The 16,517-nt window shown below is 70.3% G+C and carries 15 protein-coding genes; 8 read left to right on the top strand and 7 right to left on the bottom strand.

Features of this window, described 5'->3' with window-relative positions:
• Positions 1-11 precede the first annotated feature (11 nt).
• Positions 12-839, top strand: a complete 828-nt coding sequence (locus tag ACGFI7_RS18625) for a glutathione S-transferase C-terminal domain-containing protein (protein WP_393405823.1) — start codon at positions 12-14, stop codon at positions 837-839.
• Here the strand turns inward: ACGFI7_RS18625 and ACGFI7_RS18620 are convergent.
• Both ACGFI7_RS18620 and ACGFI7_RS18615 read right to left on the bottom strand, forming a co-directional pair.
• Positions 787-2,067 (bottom strand): MFS transporter, encoded by a 1,281-nt coding sequence (locus ACGFI7_RS18620; protein WP_393405821.1) that lies wholly within the window; start codon positions 2,065-2,067, stop codon positions 787-789. The two genes, ACGFI7_RS18625 and ACGFI7_RS18620, sit on opposite strands and share 53 nt — an antisense overlap.
• Entirely contained in the window at positions 2,064-2,774 is a 711-nt protein-coding gene (locus tag ACGFI7_RS18615) for a winged helix-turn-helix domain-containing protein (protein ID WP_393405819.1), read from the bottom strand. The genes ACGFI7_RS18620 and ACGFI7_RS18615 overlap by 4 nt, the downstream gene beginning before the upstream one ends.
• 76 nt (positions 2,775-2,850) lie before the next feature.
• On the opposite strand from ACGFI7_RS18615, the gene ACGFI7_RS18610 reads away from it, so the two are divergent.
• From ACGFI7_RS18610 to ACGFI7_RS18590, 5 genes are all read left to right on the top strand, one after another.
• Positions 2,851-3,501, top strand: a complete 651-nt coding sequence (locus ACGFI7_RS18610) for a B3/4 domain-containing protein (protein ID WP_393405817.1) — start codon at positions 2,851-2,853, stop codon at positions 3,499-3,501.
• A gap of 204 nt (positions 3,502-3,705) precedes the next feature.
• Positions 3,706-7,359: a multifunctional oxoglutarate decarboxylase/oxoglutarate dehydrogenase thiamine pyrophosphate-binding subunit/dihydrolipoyllysine-residue succinyltransferase subunit gene (locus ACGFI7_RS18605; RefSeq protein WP_393405815.1), complete on the top strand. Its 3,654-nt coding sequence runs from the start codon at positions 3,706-3,708 to the stop codon at positions 7,357-7,359.
• Between the two features lie 153 nt (positions 7,360-7,512).
• The gene (locus tag ACGFI7_RS18600) at positions 7,513-7,692 is read left to right on the top strand and encodes a DUF6104 family protein (protein ID WP_393405813.1); all 180 of its coding nucleotides are present in this window, start codon (positions 7,513-7,515) and stop codon (positions 7,690-7,692) included.
• A 105-nt stretch (positions 7,693-7,797) separates the two neighbouring features.
• On the top strand, positions 7,798-8,601 hold the full coding sequence (locus tag ACGFI7_RS18595) for a DUF4097 domain-containing protein (RefSeq protein WP_393405811.1): 804 nt from the start codon (positions 7,798-7,800) through the stop codon (positions 8,599-8,601).
• Positions 8,598-9,338: a helix-turn-helix transcriptional regulator gene (locus ACGFI7_RS18590; protein ID WP_393405809.1), complete on the top strand. Its 741-nt coding sequence runs from the start codon at positions 8,598-8,600 to the stop codon at positions 9,336-9,338. Before ACGFI7_RS18595 ends, ACGFI7_RS18590 begins: the two co-directional genes overlap by 4 nt.
• Positions 9,339-9,383: 45 nt before the next feature.
• On the opposite strand, the gene ACGFI7_RS18585 is transcribed toward ACGFI7_RS18590, so the two are convergent.
• The 5 genes from ACGFI7_RS18585 to ACGFI7_RS18565 form a co-directional block, all read right to left on the bottom strand.
• Positions 9,384-10,340 (bottom strand): zinc-binding dehydrogenase, encoded by a 957-nt coding sequence (locus tag ACGFI7_RS18585; protein WP_393405807.1) that lies wholly within the window; start codon positions 10,338-10,340, stop codon positions 9,384-9,386.
• A gap of 9 nt (positions 10,341-10,349) precedes the next feature.
• Positions 10,350-11,231, bottom strand: a complete 882-nt coding sequence (locus tag ACGFI7_RS18580) for a hypothetical protein (RefSeq protein ID WP_393405805.1) — start codon at positions 11,229-11,231, stop codon at positions 10,350-10,352.
• Positions 11,232-11,266: 35 nt separating this feature from the next.
• Complete coding sequence (locus ACGFI7_RS18575; RefSeq protein WP_393405803.1) at positions 11,267-11,695, bottom strand: type II toxin-antitoxin system VapC family toxin; 429 nt, start codon at positions 11,693-11,695, stop codon at positions 11,267-11,269.
• Entirely contained in the window at positions 11,682-11,960 is a 279-nt protein-coding gene (locus tag ACGFI7_RS18570) for a hypothetical protein (RefSeq protein WP_393405801.1), read from the bottom strand. Before ACGFI7_RS18570 ends, ACGFI7_RS18575 begins: the two co-directional genes overlap by 14 nt.
• A 99-nt stretch (positions 11,961-12,059) precedes the next feature.
• Complete coding sequence (locus tag ACGFI7_RS18565; RefSeq protein WP_393405800.1) at positions 12,060-13,499, bottom strand: acetyl-CoA synthetase; 1,440 nt, start codon at positions 13,497-13,499, stop codon at positions 12,060-12,062.
• Between the two features lie 350 nt (positions 13,500-13,849).
• Between ACGFI7_RS18565 and ACGFI7_RS18560 the strand changes: the two genes are divergently transcribed.
• The gene (locus ACGFI7_RS18560; protein WP_393405798.1) at positions 13,850-14,923 is read left to right on the top strand and encodes a trypsin-like serine peptidase; all 1,074 of its coding nucleotides are present in this window, start codon (positions 13,850-13,852) and stop codon (positions 14,921-14,923) included.
• A gap of 204 nt (positions 14,924-15,127) precedes the next feature.
• Positions 15,128-16,291 (top strand): trypsin-like serine peptidase, encoded by a 1,164-nt coding sequence (locus ACGFI7_RS18555; protein ID WP_393405796.1) that lies wholly within the window; start codon positions 15,128-15,130, stop codon positions 16,289-16,291.
• Positions 16,292-16,517 lie beyond the last annotated feature (226 nt).

Below are 16,517 nucleotides of genomic sequence, written 5' to 3'. Positions count from 1 at the left end.
CTACTGGGGTCATGGACGCGGTACGAGACGGCCGCTGGATCAGGCAGCCGAACCACTTCACCGACCGGCTGGGACCGCCGGAGCCGGGCCGCTACCGGCTCTACGCCTCCTACGCCTGCCCGTGGGCGCAGCGGGTGCTGATCGTCCGCGAGCTGCTCGGCCTGGGCGACCTGCTGGACGTGGCGATCGTGGACCCGATCAGGGACGAGCGCGGCTGGCGGACGCCCGACGGCACGTTCCTGTCCGAGCTCTACCTGGCCACCGACCCGGGCTTCACCGGCCGCTACACGGTGCCGTGCGTGTGGGACACCGTGGAGCGGCGGATCGTCACCAACGACTTCCCGCAGATCACCCTGGACCTGGAGACGCGCTGGGGCGGCGGCCCCGACCTGTATCCGGAGGAGCTGCGCGGCGCGGTCGACGCCCTGAACGAGCGCCTCTACCAGGGCCTCAACAACGCGGTCTACGAGGCGGGCTTCGCCCGGAGCCAGGAGGCGTACGAGGACGCGGTGCGCCGGGTGTTCGCCACGCTCGACTTCCTGGAGGAGCGGCTGCGGGGGTCGGAGTTCCTGTTCGACCGGCTGACCGAGAGCGACGTGCGCGCGTACACCACGCTGGTGAGATTCGACACGGTCTACTACGCGCACTTCAAGTGCTCGATCCGGCGGCTGACGGACTATCCGGCGGTGTGGGCGTACGCCAGGAGGCTGTACGCGATCCCCGCCTTCCGCGACACCACGAACTTCGACCACATCAAGCGGCACTACTACATGACCCAGACGGCCATCAACCCGAGCCGGCTCGTACCGCTGGGTCCTGAGCTCGACTGGAGCCTGTGACCGGCATCCGGACGAACAGCAGCGCCGAGGACAGCACCACCACGGCGGTGAGCCCCCAGGCGGCGGCCGTGCCGGCGTGCGCGGCCAGCGTGCCGAGCGTCAGGTTGGCCACGATGCCGCCCGCCTGCAGCGAGAGCGAGGACGTGGAGGTGACGGTGGTGCGTTCGGCGGCGGTGATGGCGTTGTGGGTCATCTCCAGGCACAGCAGCCCGGTCACCGAGAGGCCGGCGAACAGCGTGACGTAGGCCGTGCCGGCGGTCAGGAGCCCGGCCGTGCCGCCCAGCCCGGCCGTCGCGGCCAGCGCCCCGACGGAGAACGCGGCCACCACCAGTCCGGCGATCGCTCCCCCGGGCGAGCCGCCGGCCAGCCGGGCCGCCCGGGGCGCGAGCGCGCTGCCCGCGGCGCTGCCGGCGAACCCCAGCGCGGCGACGACCGCGTACGCCGTGCCGCCCTGCTCGGCCGTGCCCGTCAGCTGAGCCATCCGGCCCGGGGTGAGCAGCTCGATCGAGACGAGCAGGACGCCCGAGCAGGCGGCGGCGAGCATCAGGCGGCGCAGCACGCGCCCGCCCGCCGCCAGCCGCACCCCGGCGACGACCGTGCCGGGCACCTCGCGCAGCACGCCTCCCAGCGACCGGCGGGCGTGCGGCGGCTCGGGCAGCGCGAGCAGCACCACCACCAGCAGGACCGCCGCGGCCGCCGCCCCGGCCAGGCTCGGCGCCGCCAGCGGGAAGAACAGCTCGGGCGGCACCACGAGCGGCAGCGCGCCGCCGGCCAGCACGCCGAGGCAGAGGGACACCGACTCCATGGCCGCGCCGCGGGACAGCCCCGGCTTGAGGTCGGCGTCGCGGCCCTCGGCGCGGTGCAGCGTGTCGACGTACCAGGAGGCGGCGGGGCCGCTGGACAGCGCCCTGGCGACGCCCTTGAGCACGCCGCCGGCCAGGAACATCCAGAACGTGGTGGACACGCTCACCAGGGCGAGCGCCGCGACCAGGAACCCGGCGGAGACGGCCAGCATCACGCGCCGCCCCACGACGTCGGACAGGCCGCCGGTGGGCAGCTCCAGAGCCACGGTGACGGTGGAGAAGACCGTGAGCACCAGGCCGATCTGCGCCAGGCCGAGCCCTCTCTCGGTCATCAGCAGCACCATCGTGGGCATCATGAGCCCGACCGGCAGCCAGGTCAGGAAGCAGACGAGGGTGTAGCGGCGTAACGCCGAACGCGCGGTCATGACTCCTCCTCGGCAGCGCGGCCTTCCTCGGCAGCGCGGTCCTCCTCGGCAGCGCGGTCCTCCTCGGCAGCGCGGTCCTCCTCGGCAGCGCGGTCCTCCTCGGGAGCGCGGTCCTCCTCGGGAGCGCGGTCCTCCTCGGGAGCGCGGTCCTCCTGGGGAGCGCGGGGGACGGCGCCCAGCCAGACGTGCGTCATCCGGGCGGCGGGGTCGCCGGCGTGGCGGGTGACGAGGTCGCGCAGCAGTTCCTCGGCCTTGTCCTGGAACTCGCGGAGCGCGGAAGGCGGGAGCGTGAGGAGGTGGTCGCTCATCCCGGCGACCTCCACCCACTCCTCGGGCCAGTCGGCCTGGTCGTACTCCTCCATCACCCGCCCGACCATCTCCGCCTGCCGCTGGTGGATGATCCTGAGCGCCTCGCGGCCCTCCGCGCTGCCGGACAGCTCACCGGCGTCCCACGAGGTGTAGCGGTGGCGCGCCCGCCAGCGGCGCTCGCGGCCGTCGCGCCGGTCCGCGACCTCCTCGATGAAGCCGTACTTGAACAGCTCACGCAGGTGGTAGCTGGTCGAGCCCGAGCTCTCGCCGACCTTGCGGCCCAGCTCGCTGGCGGTGGCCGGGCCGTCGCCGCGCAGCAGGCCGAGCAGGCGCACCCGGAGCGGGTGGGCGACGACCCTGAGAACCCGCGGGTCACTGATCTCGAAACGCTCCTCCATACGACCGAGCGTAAACCGCAAAGGCTTTTTTGCAAAGGGAGTTTTGCGGTTTCTCCGAGATCGATAGACTGGACGCATGCTGGAAGACATCTGGGTGGACGACGCGGTGACCGCGCTCCGTCCCGACTTCGCGGTGCTCGCGATGACGGCCCACGGCCTGCGCAACGGGCCCACGGACGACCGGTCCCGCGCCTGGCTCGCCGAGGCGGCCGAGGCCGCGCGGCCGGTGCAGGCCGACAAGATCGACGCCTGGAAGGACGCCTACCGCGCCTTCGGGGCCAAGCCGCAGCGCACCCGCCCGTCGGTCGACGCGCTCACCCGCAGGCTTCCGCTGCCCGAGATCAACCTCGTGGTCGACGCCTACAACTCCGTCAGCGTCAAGCACGCGCTGCCCATCGGCGGCGAAGACCTCGACCGCTACTCCGGCCCGCCCCGCCTGGTCAGGGCGACGGGCGACGAGGCCTCGGAGGAGGCGCTCGGGCAGCCTGAGCCGGGCGAGGTGATCTGGCGCGACGACGTGGGCGTGACCTGCCGGCGATGGAACTGGCGCCAGGTGGTGCGCACCCGGCTCACCGAGGAGACCACCAACGCGATCTTCCTGCTGGAGCGGCTGGAGCCGATGACGCTGGAGGAGCTGAAGGAGGCCGGCGAGGAGCTGGCCGACCTGCTGACCCGGCTCACGCCCGAGGTCCGGATCACGTCCCGGCTCCTATCAGGCGGGAAGTAAACCTCCGCTCCGGAGGTTGATACTGAATGGTAATAATCTTGGCGCCGCCTGGACAGGCAAGGGGAGGCATCACCTCTTTGGGCACCCTGAGAGGATCGATCGTGGCGCGACAGCCTAGGCTGCGCGCTGAGCCGGTCCGGGCGAGTAGCCTTGGACAGGTTCTCTATCATCAACGCCGATCTGCGGAAGAGGGCGATTTCCGCCGTGTCGTCTGAGTCGTCGCGGACAAACCCGCTGGCAAGCTTCGGTCAGAACGAATGGCTTGTCGACGAGCTGTACCAGAAGTACCTCCAAGATCCTGAGTCTGTTGACAAGGCCTGGTGGAATTTCTTCGCTGACTACAACCCTGACTACGGACCGGGGCGTACCCCGGCCAGGGAGGCGGCGAACGGCACGGCTACCGCGCCCGCGCCCTCTCCCGCACCAGTGAAGGCGCCGCCCAAGGCGGCGGCGCCCGCGGCCGAGAAGCCGAAGCAGCCGCCGACCCCGGTGCCCAAGGGCGCCGAGGAGGTCAAGCTGCGCGGCGCCGCGGCGCGCACGGCCATCAACATGGACGCCTCACTGGCCATCCCGACCGCGACCAGCGTTCGGGCCATCCCGGCCAAGCTGATGGTCGACAACCGCATTGTGATCAACAATCACCTCAAGCGGGGTCGCGGCGGCAAGGTCTCCTTCACCCACCTGATCGGCTTCGCCGTGGTGCGGGCGCTGGCGGCCATGCCGGAGATGAATAACTCCTACACCGAGGTCGACGGCAAGCCCACCTTGGTCAAGCCGGAGCACGTCAACCTCGGCCTGGCCATCGACGTGCAGAAGAGCAACGGCGAGCGCCAGCTGCTCGTGCCGTCCGTCAAGGCGGCCGAGAAGATGGACTTCCGGCAGTTCTGGATGGCCTACGAGGAAGTGGTCCGCAAGGCGCGCGCCGGCAAGCTCGGCGTCGACGACTTCGCCGGCACCTCGATCTCGCTGACCAACCCGGGCACGATCGGCACCGTCCACTCCGTGCCGCGCCTGATGCCCGGCCAGGGCACGATCATCGGCGTGGGCGCGATGGAGTACCCCGCCGAATACCAGGGCGCGTCCCCCGAGACGCTCTCCCGCCTGGCCGTCTCCAAGGTCATGACGCTGACCAGCACCTATGACCACCGCATCATCCAGGGCGCGCAGTCCGGCGACTTCCTCCGCCAGATCCACCGGCTGCTGCTGGGCGAGGACGGCTTCTACGACGAGGTCTTCGAAGCCCTGCGCATCCCGTACGAGCCGGTCCGCTGGGTGCAGGACGTCTCGGCCTCGCACGACGACGACGTGTCCAAGTCCGCCCGGGTGCTGGAGCTGATCCACGCCTACCGGGTGCGCGGTCACCTCATGGCCGAGACCGACCCGCTCGAATACAAGCAGCGCAAGCACCCCGACCTCGACATCCAGTCCCACGGCCTGACGCTCTGGGACCTGGAGCGCGAGTTCGCCACGGGCGGCTTCGGCGGTCGCCCGCTGATGAAGCTCCGCGAGATCCTGGGCGTGCTCCGCGACTCCTACTGCCGCACCGTCGGCATCGAGTACATGCACATCCAGAACCCCGAGGAGCGGGCCTGGATCCAGGCGCGGGTGGAGAAGCCGCACGCCTCCCCCGCCCGTGACGAGCAGCTCAACATCCTGAGCCGGCTCAACACCGCCGAGGCGTTCGAGACCTTCCTGCAGACCAAGTACGTCGGCCAGAAGCGCTTCTCGCTGGAGGGCGGCGAGTCCCTGATCCCGCTGCTCGACTCGGTGATCAGCGACGCCGCCGACGAGGACCTGGACGAGGTCGTCATCGGCATGGCCCACCGCGGCCGGCTCAACGTGCTGGCCAACATCGTGGGCAAGTCCTACGGGCAGATCTTCGGCGAGTTCGAGGGCAACATCGACCCGCGCACCGCCCACGGCTCCGGCGACGTGAAGTACCACCTGGGCGCCTCCGGCGAGTTCACCGCGCCGAGCGGCAGGACCATCACCACCTCGGTGGTGGCCAACCCCTCCCACCTGGAGGCGGTCGACCCGGTGCTGGAGGGCGTCGTCCGCGCCAAGCAGGACCTGCTGGAGCGCGGCGAGGAGGGCTTCACGGTCCTCCCGGTGCTGGTCCACGGCGACGCGGCCTTCGCCGGCCAGGGCGTCGTGGCCGAGACGCTCAACCTGTCGCAGCTGCGGGGTTACCGCACCGGCGGCACCGTGCACGTCGTGGTCAACAACCAGGTCGGCTTCACCACCTCGCCCGCCTCGTCGCGCTCCTCGGTCTACGCGACCGACGTGGCGCGGATGATCCAGGCGCCGATCTTCCACGTCAACGGCGACGACCCGGAGGCCGTGGTCCGCGTGGGCCAGCTGGCCTACGAGTACCGTCAGACGTTCCGCAAGGACGTGGTCATCGACCTCATCTGCTACCGCCGCCGCGGTCACAACGAGGGCGACAACCCGGCCTTCACCCAGCCGCTGATGTACGACCTCATCGACGCCAAGCGCTCGACCCGCAAGCTCTACACCGAGGCGCTGATCGGCCGGGGCGACATCACGGTCGAGGAGGCCGAGTCGGCGCTCCGCGACTACCAGGCCAAGCTGGAGCAGGCGTTCACCGAGACCCGCGAGGCGGCGAAGAAGCCGCTGGAGGCCGGGGCGATGCGGGTGCCGCCGACCGAGGTGGTCAAGTGGTCGCACGCCGACACGGCGACCGCGATCACCGACGAGACGCTCAAGCGCATCGTCGACACCCAGCTCAGCCTGCCCGAGGGGTTCACGCCCCACCCGCGCCTGGCTCCGGTGCTGCAGCGCCGCGGCCAGATGGTGGAGCAGGACGCGATCGACTGGAGCATGGGTGAGACGCTGGCCTTCGGGTCGCTGCTCATCGACGGCCACCCGGTCCGCCTCGTCGGTCAGGACTCCCGCCGCGGCACGTTCACCCAGCGCCACGCGGTGCTGGTCGACCGCGTGACCGGCGCCGAGCACACCCCGCTCAAGACGTTCAACCAGGGCACGACGAAGTTCTACGTCTACGACTCGCTGCTCAGCGAGTTCGCGGCGCTGGGCTTCGAGTACGGCTACAGCGTGGTGCGGCCCGACGCCCTGGTGGCGTGGGAGGCGCAGTTCGGCGACTTCGTCAACGGCGCCCAGACGATCATCGACGAGTTCATCTCGTCCGGTGAGCAGAAGTGGGGCCAGCGTTCGGGCGTGGTGCTGATGCTGCCGCACGGCTACGAGGGGCAGGGTCCCGACCACTCCTCGGCCCGGATCGAGCGCTTCCTGCAGGTCTGCGCGCTCGACAACATGACCGTGGTGCAGCCGACCACTCCGGCCAACCACTTCCACATGCTGCGCTGGCAGGTCAAGTCGGGGCGGCACCGGCCGCTGATCGTGTTCACGCCGAAGTGGCTGCTGCGCCACAAGCGGGCCACGTCGAAGGCCGCCGACTTCACCTCCGGCACCTTCCAGCCGGTCATCGGCGAGACGCTGATCGACCCGGCCAAGGTCACCAGGATCGCCCTGTGCTCCGGCAAGGTCTACTACGACCTGCTGGCCAAGCGCGAGGCCGACGGTCGTGACGACGTCGCCCTGGTCCGCCTGGAGCGGCTCTACCCGTACCCGAAGGAGGAGCTCGACGCCGAGCTGGCGCGTTTCAGCCCGCAGGCCGAGGTGCTCTGGGTGCAGGACGAGCCGATCAACATGGGCCCGTGGCCCTACCTGTCGCTCAAGCTGGCCGAAGACCCCGACCTGCTTGACGGCCGCCGCCTGCGGCGCGTCTCGCGTCCCGCCAACAGCTCGCCCGCGGCCGGCTCGCACGCCGCCCACGACGCGGAGCTGGAGGAGATCCTGCGCCAGGTCTACGGCTGATCCGTTCAGCCCGACGTCAGCCCCCGCCACCGGCGGGGGCTGACGTGCTTTCCGGCCGTCTCGCCGGGGCCGGCGACGGGACTAAAGTCAGAGGTGGGCGCCGGTGGTGGGTCCCGGCCCTGGTTCAGGGCGTGATGGAGGAGACGGAGCGCGATGTACTTCACGGATCGGGGGATCGAGGAGCTGGTCGACCGGCGGGGCGAGGAGGAGGTCTCCCTGCTGTGGCTCGGCGAGCGGCTGCGCGAGTTCGTCGATCTCCATCCCGAGTTCGAGACCCCGGTCGAGCGCCTCGCCACCTGGCTGGCCCGGCTCGACGACGACGAGGACGAGTAAGGCACGACCCGCTGCCCCGACCAACGCGATACATCTTGAGTTTTCGACAGACGCGACATATCGTGTCTAAGAGGACAGGGGTGTGTGGTCAGAGAGGGCGGGATCATGCGGCAGTGGACGATCGAGAGTCCCGAACAGCTCACGTTCGGGGATGTCGACACGCTCGACGTACGCGTCGTCGCGGGCAAGCTCGCCGTGCTGGCGAGCGACGGGCCGCCGACACTGGAGGTGGCCGAGTTCGACTCCGCCTCACCGCTGCTGGTCTCCTACGACGAGGACACCCGGCAGTTGAGCGTCACGTACAAAGATCTGACCTGGGACGGCATGCTCGGCTGGCTGCGCCGCGACCGGCGCAGGACCGTCGCGACGCTCGCCGTGCCGCGCCGTTGCCGGGTCAGCGCCGGGGTCGTGTCGGCCTCCGCGGTCGTGGCCGGGTTCGAGGCGGCGACGCGGGTCAAGAGCGTGTCCGGTGAGATCGTGCTCGACGGCGTGAGCGGCGAGGTGAGCGCCACCACCGCCTCCGGCGACGTGGAGAGCCGGGCGATGGAGGGCAACCTGTCGTTCACGAGCGTGTCCGGCGACCTGACCGTGGCCGACGGCACGCCCCGCAGGCTGCGCGGCAACACCGTCTCCGGCCGCATCACCGCCGACCTCGCGCTCCGGCCGACCGGCTACGTCACGCTCAACACGGTCTCCGGCCCCATCATGGTCCGGCTGCCGGTGAACGCCGAGACCGACGTCACCCTCAGGTCGACGTCCGGCAGGCTGGCCAGCGCCTTCGAGGAGATCTCCCAGGCCGGGGGCCCGGGCAGCCGGTCGATGTCGGGCCGGCTGGGCGGCGGCATGGCCTCCCTGTCGGCGACGAGCGTCTCCGGTGACGTCACGCTGCTCAAGGGAGAGAAGGAATGAGTCCCGTCTTCGGCCACGGCCGGCTCCGGCTGTATCTGCTCAAGCTGCTGGAGGAGAGCCCCCGCCACGGCTACGAGGTGATCCGGCTGCTGCAGGACCGTTTCCTCGGCGTCTACTCGCCCTCCCCCGGCACCATCTACCCACGCCTGGCCCGCCTGGAGGAGGAGGGCCTGGTCACGCACGAGGTGGCCAACGGCAAGAAGGTGTTCTCCATCACCGACAAGGGCCGCGCCGAGCTCGACGCGCGCCTCGACGAGCTCGACGACCTGGAGCAGGAGATCTCCGCCTCCGTCCGCGACATCGCCCGGGAGGTGAAGGAGGACGTCCGCGACACGGTCAAGTCGCTGCGCGAGGAGCTGACGCGGATGGCCAAGGACGTGCGCACCGGCTCCCGCGACGACCTCCGCCGGACGCAGGAGCGGCAGAAGCAGGAGTTCCGGCGGATCAAGGAAGAGCAGAAGCGGCAGTGGAGCGAGCACGCCCAGCAGTGGCAGGGCCAGGGCGAGCGGCTGGCCGGGGAGTGGCGGCGCATCTGGGCGGAGGTGTGGCGCACGATCGGCGACGCCCCCGACAGCCGGGTGGATCTCGACAACGAGCTGGGCGAGGCGCTGGCCGACTTCGTCGCCCAGGTGCGCGAGGAGGCGTCCGGCTCCCGCCTCACCCGCGACAAGCTCGACGACCTGCGGCGCGCGCTCGACGAGGCCGCCACCCGGGTCCGCGACACGTTGCGGTCATGATCTGACCGGGGCCTGGTCCCGCTCCGGGACCAGGCCCAGGGCCCGTCAGACAGTGAAGACGATCTTTCCGAAGATGTCGCCCTCGTGCATCGCCGCGAACCCGTCGCGGGCCTCGGCGAGCGGCAGCGCCCGGTCGACGACCGGCCGCAGCCCGGTCTGCTCCAGGAAGACGCCCAGCCGCTGAAGCTGGTCGCGGGTGCCCATGGTGGAGCCGACCACCGAGAGTTGCAGGAAGAAGACCCGGTTCAGGTCGGCCGGCGGAACGGCCCCGCTGGTGGCGCCGCTGACCACGATCCGCCCGCCCGGCTTGAGCGACTTGAGCGAATGGTCCCAGGTGGCCTGGCCGACGGTCTCCATGACCGCGTCCACCCGCTCCGGCAGCCGCGCGCCGGTCTCGAAGACCTGGTCGGCGCCGAGCTCCCGGGCGCGCTCCCGCTTCGCCTCGGAACGGCTGGTCGCCCATACGCGGAACCCGCCCGCCCGGCCCAGCGCGATGAGCGCGGTGGCGACGCCGCCGCCGGCCCCCTGCACGAGCACGGTCGAGCCCGGCTCCAGCCCGGCCTTGTCGAACAGCATCCGGTACGCGGTCAGCCACGCGGTGGGCAGGCAGGCGGCCTCCTCGAAGGAGAGCGCGGCCGGCTTGGGCACCAGGTTGCGGCGGGGCACGGCCACCCGCTCGGCGAACGTGCCGTCGTGCACCTCCGACAGCAGCGACCGCTTCGGGTCGAGCGTCTCGTCGGCCCCGGCGCCGACCACCGCGTGCACGACGACCTCGTTGCCGTCCTCGTCCACCCCGGCCGCGTCGCAGCCGAGCACGATCGGCAGCCGGTCCTGCCTGATGCCGACGCCCTTGAGCGTCCACAGGTCGTGGTGGTTGAGCGCGGCCGCCCGCACCGAGACGGTGGTCCAGCCGTCCGGGACCTCCGGCTCCGGGCGCTCGCCCAAGGTCAGCCCGGCGAGGGGGTTGTCGGGATCGGTCTGTGTGGCGGTAACGGCGAACATGGCCGCACCTTACTTGACGCTGATCCGGATGCCGTCGAGCGCCTTGCCGATGAACTCATCGTCGCCCATCGCGACCACGCGCATCCCGTCGCGGCACACGTCCTCGACCGGGTGCCCGCGCCCCCGGATAGCGCGGGGCAGACCGCGCGACCTCTCGCAGCCGGGGCTGGGGATCAGGGCCACCATGTCGGTCGCGCCGCCGCCGAACCACAGCTGCGGGCCCACCGGGTCGCCCTGCATGACGTCGCCGGGCTCGGCCAGCCGCACCCGCTCGCTGCCGGACAGCACGAGGTAGCCGCCGTCGGTCACCTTGCCGCGCAGCCCTTCCGCGACCCGCGTCCGCTGGCCGAAGTCCAGGCCGGGCGGGCGGTCGTACAGGGCCATCCGCCACGGGCCGAACGCGAACAACAGCACCTGACCGTACGACCCGCTGCCGGCCTGGCGCGGCCAGAGGGTCACGTTGTCGGCGAACGAGCGGATCGGCTCCCCGCCCTTGGTGACCTCCAGCTCGCCGTTGTAGGGGGCGGTGAGCTGGCGGAACTCCTCGTCCACCCACACACCCTGGAACGGTCGCAGGCCCAGCCGGTCGAGGTCGAGCTCGGCGGGGTAGCGCACGGTGGCCCGGACGCCGTCGGGGAACACCACGTCGATCCGCGCCACCCCGTTCTTCACAGAGGCCGGGGGATGCAGCAGGTTGGGCCCGCTGTCGACGCGGGTGAGTGAGCGGATGGGGGCGGCGGCCTCGCGGACCGGCTCCGCCGGGGGTTCGGGCCCGCGACTGACGATCAGGCCGACGACGGACACGCCCAGCAGCACGAGCACGACCAGCAGCCCGATCGGGCGGCGGCGGTCGCGCTCGCCCACCTCGATGACATCGAACTGATCGGCCACGACGGACCTCGCCTACGACGTGTGCTGCCCTCAGTTCAGTTGAGCGGCGACCGCCAGCGCAACCCCTCGAACTTGGCGAAATCCCGATCGCAGGTCACGAATTCGCATCCATGCTCGATAGCCAGCGCCGCCAGATAGGCGTCGGGGATGAGTTTGCCTTTCGCGTCGGACCCCCGGCACAGGCGGGTGAAGATCCCCCAGTGCCTGTCCTCGGGGGTCACCACCACGGCGTGGGGCTGGTTGCGGTAGGACTGCGCGAAGCCCAGCGCCCGGTCGAGTGGATCGGGTTTGACGTAGATCTTCCGGTTGGTCACGAGGCGGATGAAGCCGTTGACGACGAAGTCGCTCACGGCGTAGCTCGAATCTCCGTTGATCAGGTCGTCCAGGAAAGCGGTGTAGCGCTTGTGCTCCACCGCTTCGGGGCGGAAGGCGTTGACGAGGACGTTGATGTCAAGAAGCAGCATCGCGCATCCCCTCCAGCATCTCCATGTCGTCGAGCTCGAAGGCGATGTGCTCCAGTTTCTCGCCGGCGTCGAGGCGCACCTGCACCCAAGGCCGGAAGCCGGGCTCCGCGTCTGAGGTGATCAGCTCCACATGTGGGCGCTCCGCCGTGTCGGCGGAGCGGTTGAGCAGTTGGCGCAAGGCGTCCTCCATCACCGAGTTGAGACTGCGTCCGCTTCTGGCGGCGTATGCCTTCGCCTCGTTGAGGAGCGTCTCGTCGATACGCACCGTGGTCCTCCGCATGACTCCAGCGTCCGCCAGTGACATTTAAATGTCAATAGCGGATAGTAGTCGAGCGATCACAATCTCTGCATCGCTTTTGCCGACTCACCAAGTCGCCACATTGACCTGGCCCTGAGTCGTCACCTGGACCCGCCGGCCCACCAGCTCCCGCGACTCGGCGTCCGCCATCAGGTCCTCCCGGGTCACGTGCGCGTACGCCCGCTCCCCCGACGGCAGGTCCACCACGAGGTGGCCGCGCTGCCGGGTGCCGTCCTTGGCGTGCGCGATCGTGTAGCCGGCCACGACCGCGGGTCCTTCGTACGTGTCCGCGATCGGCACCGGGTCGGCGGTGAAGACGGGCTCGGGCCCGCCCAGGGTGCCGCCGGGCTCTGTGGACCAGACGGCGTAGGTGTGCTTGGTCAGGTGCATGCCGACCCCGGTGACGAGCCCGTGGCCGCCTTCGGCGCGCAGCAGGTCGGCCATCGCGGCGGTGGAGTGCAGGACGTAGTCGCTGGCGGGGCCGCCCGCGTACGGCAGGCCGCCGGTGACGGTGAGGCCGCGCGGGTCCATCGGGTCGAGCTTGATCGCGTCGCACGCCTGGCGCAGCGCGATGGCGAAGCAGCTGTAGACGTCGAGCGCCCGCATGTCGTCCAGGGTGAGCCCGGCCCTGCCGAACGCGGAGTCGGCGGCCCTGGCGATCGCCTGCGAGGCGCCGAGCGCGGGCCGGGCGGCCACCTCCCACGTGTCCTCGGCGTAGGCCCAGCCGCGCAGGTAGAGGCGCTGGTCCTGGGGCACCCCGAGGCGGTCGGCCAGCTCGGAGCTGACCAGGAGGACGGCCGCCGCCTGGTCGACCTCGATCACGGCCACGGTGGTCCTGTTGTACGGCCAGCCGACGAACCGGTTGCCGTCGATCAGCTCCTCGGGAGTGCGCGGGGTGCGCCGCCAGGCGTGCGGGTTGGCCGCGGCGACGCGCGTCATCGGCGCCATCATCCGGCCGCGGTCCAGCATCTCCTGCTCGATGCTCTGGCCGAGGGCGGCGCGGCGCGCGGTCTCCATGATCGGATACGTGTGCACGGGCAGGAAGAGCTCGTGCGCCATCTCGCTCGGGTGCGGCGGCCGTTCCCATCCGTAGGGCGGCTTGGGGTCGGCGGCGTGGCTCCACGGCACGTGCTCGCCCGACTGCCGGTAGGCCCGGCGGGTGGCCAGCGCCTCGGCGCCCGCGACCAGCGCGGAGTCCAGCTCACCGGCCGCGATCCTGGCCGCGGCCGCGCCGATGAGCGTCTGCGGGGCGGTGCCGCCGACCTTGGAGTACGCGGTGTGCCGGGGCGTGGCGCCGAGCCTCTCGGCGAGCCGGCCGGTGGGCGTGTCGTACTGCCAGGAGTCGGTCCAGACGATCTGGATCGAGTCGAGGCGCTCCACCGGGAAGCGCGTCTGTCCGGCGGCGGCCCTGGCGGCCTCTTCCCACAGGTCGAGCGGCTCGGGGCCGGGCTGTTCGCGGACGGTGCGCTGGGCCGCGCCGATGAGGCAGGGGGTGCGTGGATCCATGCCTCCCATCCAACCAGAACAACATTCGGTTGATAAGGAACGGGTTTCGCCGAGCGCACCCCCGGCAAGATCCACAACTCGAGATCGCCGAATCCGCGCCCACCGGAAGACGTCTTCCCGGGCCGAACGGAGCGTTCACGGATAAGGGCGCGCAACCATCCCGAATTGGTGCCGTCAATCCCGCCTCCAGCTGGGACGACGTCGTACAATGAAGATCATTTCTGGGGCGCTTGACATGGCTCTTATGCGACGCAAGTCACGCTTGCTCAGATAACGAATCTCCATCCCGGCTGCAATACCGCTAGTTGATCTGGAAAAATCCACCGTTACAACCCCAGAAAGGCACTTTCATGATCCCCCGGGCCAGGCACCTGCTAGCCGCCGCCGTCAGCGGCGTGCTGCTGATGCTGCCCGCGTTCACGGGGACGGCGAGCGCCGCCGCGAGCCAGGTCTTCTCCGTCTCGCTGGCCAGGAGCAAGGCCGAGGTACAGAAAGTCGCCGACTACTGGAAGCCGGAGAAGCTCAAGAAGGCCGACAGCTACAGCCCGGCCGCGCCCCCGTCGGGCGGCGCGCCGAAGGCCGGGGGCGGCTCGGTGAACGTGCCCTCCCAGCGGATCGCCTCCCTGCGCAAGAAGGCGGGCCCGGTCAACGCCGTCGCGCCGAAGCAGGGCGAGGCCAGCACGGTCGGCAAGGTCTTCTTCCGGCTCGGGGGCAAGGAGTACTGGTGCTCGGCCGCCGCCGTCGCGGCCGCGAACCGCAGCGTGGTCGCCACGGCCGCGCACTGCGCCTACGACCCCCGCCGGGGAGAGGCGGCCGACTCCTGGATCTTCGTCCCCGACCCGGGCGCCGGGGGCGCCACCCCGCGCGGCGTCTACGTCGGCTCCTCGATCAGCATGCACGAAGACTGGCCGGGCAAGAACGACTACGACTTCGACTACGCGTTCGTCACGGTCCACCGCGGCTTCACCTGGGTCAAGCAGGGCAACGGCTACGCCGCCAAGGACGTCGGCCGGCTGCAGGACAACGTCGGCGGCCTCGGCCTGGAGCTGGCCAAGAAGCCGCCGGTCTCCCAGGTGCACGCCTTCGGCTACCCCGCCGGTCCGCAGCCCGACGGCAGCCGGCCGTTCACCGGGCAGGTGATGAAGAGCTGCGTGGGCGCCACCCGCAAGGCCGTCGCCCCCAGCCTCGACCTCAACCACGGCGTGCAGCTCAGTCCGTGCAACTTCAGCAAGGGCGCCAGCGGCGGCCCGTGGATCACCGGCCTCCGTGCCAACCTGGGCAATCTCATCGGCGTCAACAGCCTGACGTGGAACCGGGACGCCAAGGGCGAGTTCGACGCGGTGTCCTCGCCGTACCTCTCAGCGGTCGCGGGCGACGTCTACCGCCACGCCGCCGCGCAGAACACCCCGGCAAATGTGATTTAGTTCACATGTTACTGGCCGGTCACTCGCGGCGATCAGCCCAGACAGTGGTCTCGGTACGGTCACGGGGGCATTCCGGACATTGACAGAGACCAGTGAGAACCCGCGTTACCAGAGTGAAGCGTTGTACGGTTCCGGCTGTCCGTTTGCTGGCATCCGGGCGCACCAAGGCGCCGCGCCAGCGTAAGGCAAAAGCCTGGAGTTACCTTGAAGCGAATCCTTCTCCCCATCGGCGGCGCCGCCGTGGCGACCGGCATGCTGGTCGCCGGTCTGCCCGCCACCGCTCAAGCCGCCGGAGACGTCGCGATCGACCCGATGGCCAGGAACGCCAGCCAGGCGGCATCGGTCGCCTCGTTCTGGTTCGCCTCCAACAGCGCCGCTCTCCGCCGCGCCACCGCGTACACCTGGGACTCCAACGACGTCAGGAAGGTCGTCTCGAAGGGCGGCTACACCCCTGACGGCCGGCCCGGCACCGCCGCACCCACCAGCGGCAACAAGGCCGCGGGCAGCTCGCAGAACGTGAACCTGCCCAGGACGGTCGGCAAGGTGTTCTTCGTCGACGGCTCCGGCAAGTTCCGCTGGTGCTCGGCCACGTCGATCCAGTCGAACTACCGCAACCTGGTCGCCACCGCCGGCCACTGCGTGTACGACACCGAGTCCAACAAGGCCCTGCTGGACAACTGGGTCTTCGTGCCCGGCTACTACCAGGGCAAGGCGCCGTGGGGCATCTACGTCGGCAAGCAGGCGTTCACCCACTACGACTTCGATGTCTACGAGGACTACGACCGCGACTACGCGTTCGTCACCGTCTACAACGGCATCCGGTTCAACGGCGTCAAGCGGGTGAGCAAGCGCGACTTCCAGCGCTTCAGCGGCCCCAAGCGGTCCTGGGGCGGCCGGCACTACATCCTCCTGTCCGAGGACGCGGGCCGGCTCGGCGACAACGTGGGCGGCCAGGGCTTCTCCTGGAACCAGCCCGCCAACCGCACCGTCCGCACCTTCGGCTACCCCGCCGCCTCGCACCCCGACGGCGACCGGCCGTACAGCGGCGTCACCCCGAAGCACTGCTACGGCCGGACGACCGCCAAGGCCGTCGGCGCCTCCTGGCTGAAGATCCAGGAGCACATCGGTCTCAAGTGCGCCGTGACCCCCGGCTACGACGGCGGGCCGTGGCTGCAGCAGTACAGCAACGCCAAGCGGACGGGCTACGTCAACGGCGTCACCAGCACCTTCGCCGACCAGGACGGTAACGACCGGATCGACTACATCACGTCCCCGTACTTCGACGGGGAGACGGCCTCGGTCTACAACGCGGCCAAGAACGTGTGGTCCGGCAAGATCGTCGGCCGCAACGGCGAGCTCTACCGCTGACCCCTGCTCCACCCCGAAAGGGCCCGGCCTCTGTCGCCGGGCCCTTTCGCATGTCCGCCCAGACACGGGAACGTGGCGAAACCGGAGCCAGATCGACCCCGGGCATAGAGACGACAAACCACCCCATACGCCCCCAGATCTACCGACCCGGCCACAAGTCTGAAGGTTTCCTGGCAGGAAGCTGGCATCTTAGACGGAGGATGGGTTCCATTCGGTTCCTGTGATC

The sequence above is a fragment of the Nonomuraea sp. NPDC048826 genome, assembly GCF_043198225.1.
In the GTDB taxonomy this organism is placed as follows: Bacteria; Actinomycetota; Actinomycetes; order Streptosporangiales; family Streptosporangiaceae; genus Nonomuraea.
This window is presented reverse-complemented; position numbering and strand designations above follow the sequence as displayed.

Coding starts and splice junctions, on each gene's coding strand:
- ACGFI7_RS18620 (WP_393405821.1), bottom strand. CDS start 2,067: ATGACCGCGCGTTCGGCGTTACGCCGCTACACCCTCGTCTGCTTCCTG.
- ACGFI7_RS18615 (WP_393405819.1), bottom strand. CDS start 2,774: ATGGAGGAGCGTTTCGAGATCAGTGACCCGCGGGTTCTCAGGGTCGTC.
- ACGFI7_RS18595 (WP_393405811.1), top strand. CDS start 7,798: ATGCGGCAGTGGACGATCGAGAGTCCCGAACAGCTCACGTTCGGGGAT.
- ACGFI7_RS18600 (WP_393405813.1), top strand. CDS start 7,513: ATGTACTTCACGGATCGGGGGATCGAGGAGCTGGTCGACCGGCGGGGC.
- ACGFI7_RS18590 (WP_393405809.1), top strand. CDS start 8,598: ATGAGTCCCGTCTTCGGCCACGGCCGGCTCCGGCTGTATCTGCTCAAG.
- ACGFI7_RS18585 (WP_393405807.1), bottom strand. CDS start 10,340: ATGTTCGCCGTTACCGCCACACAGACCGATCCCGACAACCCCCTCGCC.
- ACGFI7_RS18560 (WP_393405798.1), top strand. CDS start 13,850: ATGATCCCCCGGGCCAGGCACCTGCTAGCCGCCGCCGTCAGCGGCGTG.
- ACGFI7_RS18565 (WP_393405800.1), bottom strand. CDS start 13,499: ATGGATCCACGCACCCCCTGCCTCATCGGCGCGGCCCAGCGCACCGTC.
- ACGFI7_RS18610 (WP_393405817.1), top strand. CDS start 2,851: ATGCTGGAAGACATCTGGGTGGACGACGCGGTGACCGCGCTCCGTCCC.
- ACGFI7_RS18575 (WP_393405803.1), bottom strand. CDS start 11,695: ATGCTGCTTCTTGACATCAACGTCCTCGTCAACGCCTTCCGCCCCGAA.
- ACGFI7_RS18625 (WP_393405823.1), top strand. CDS start 12: ATGGACGCGGTACGAGACGGCCGCTGGATCAGGCAGCCGAACCACTTC.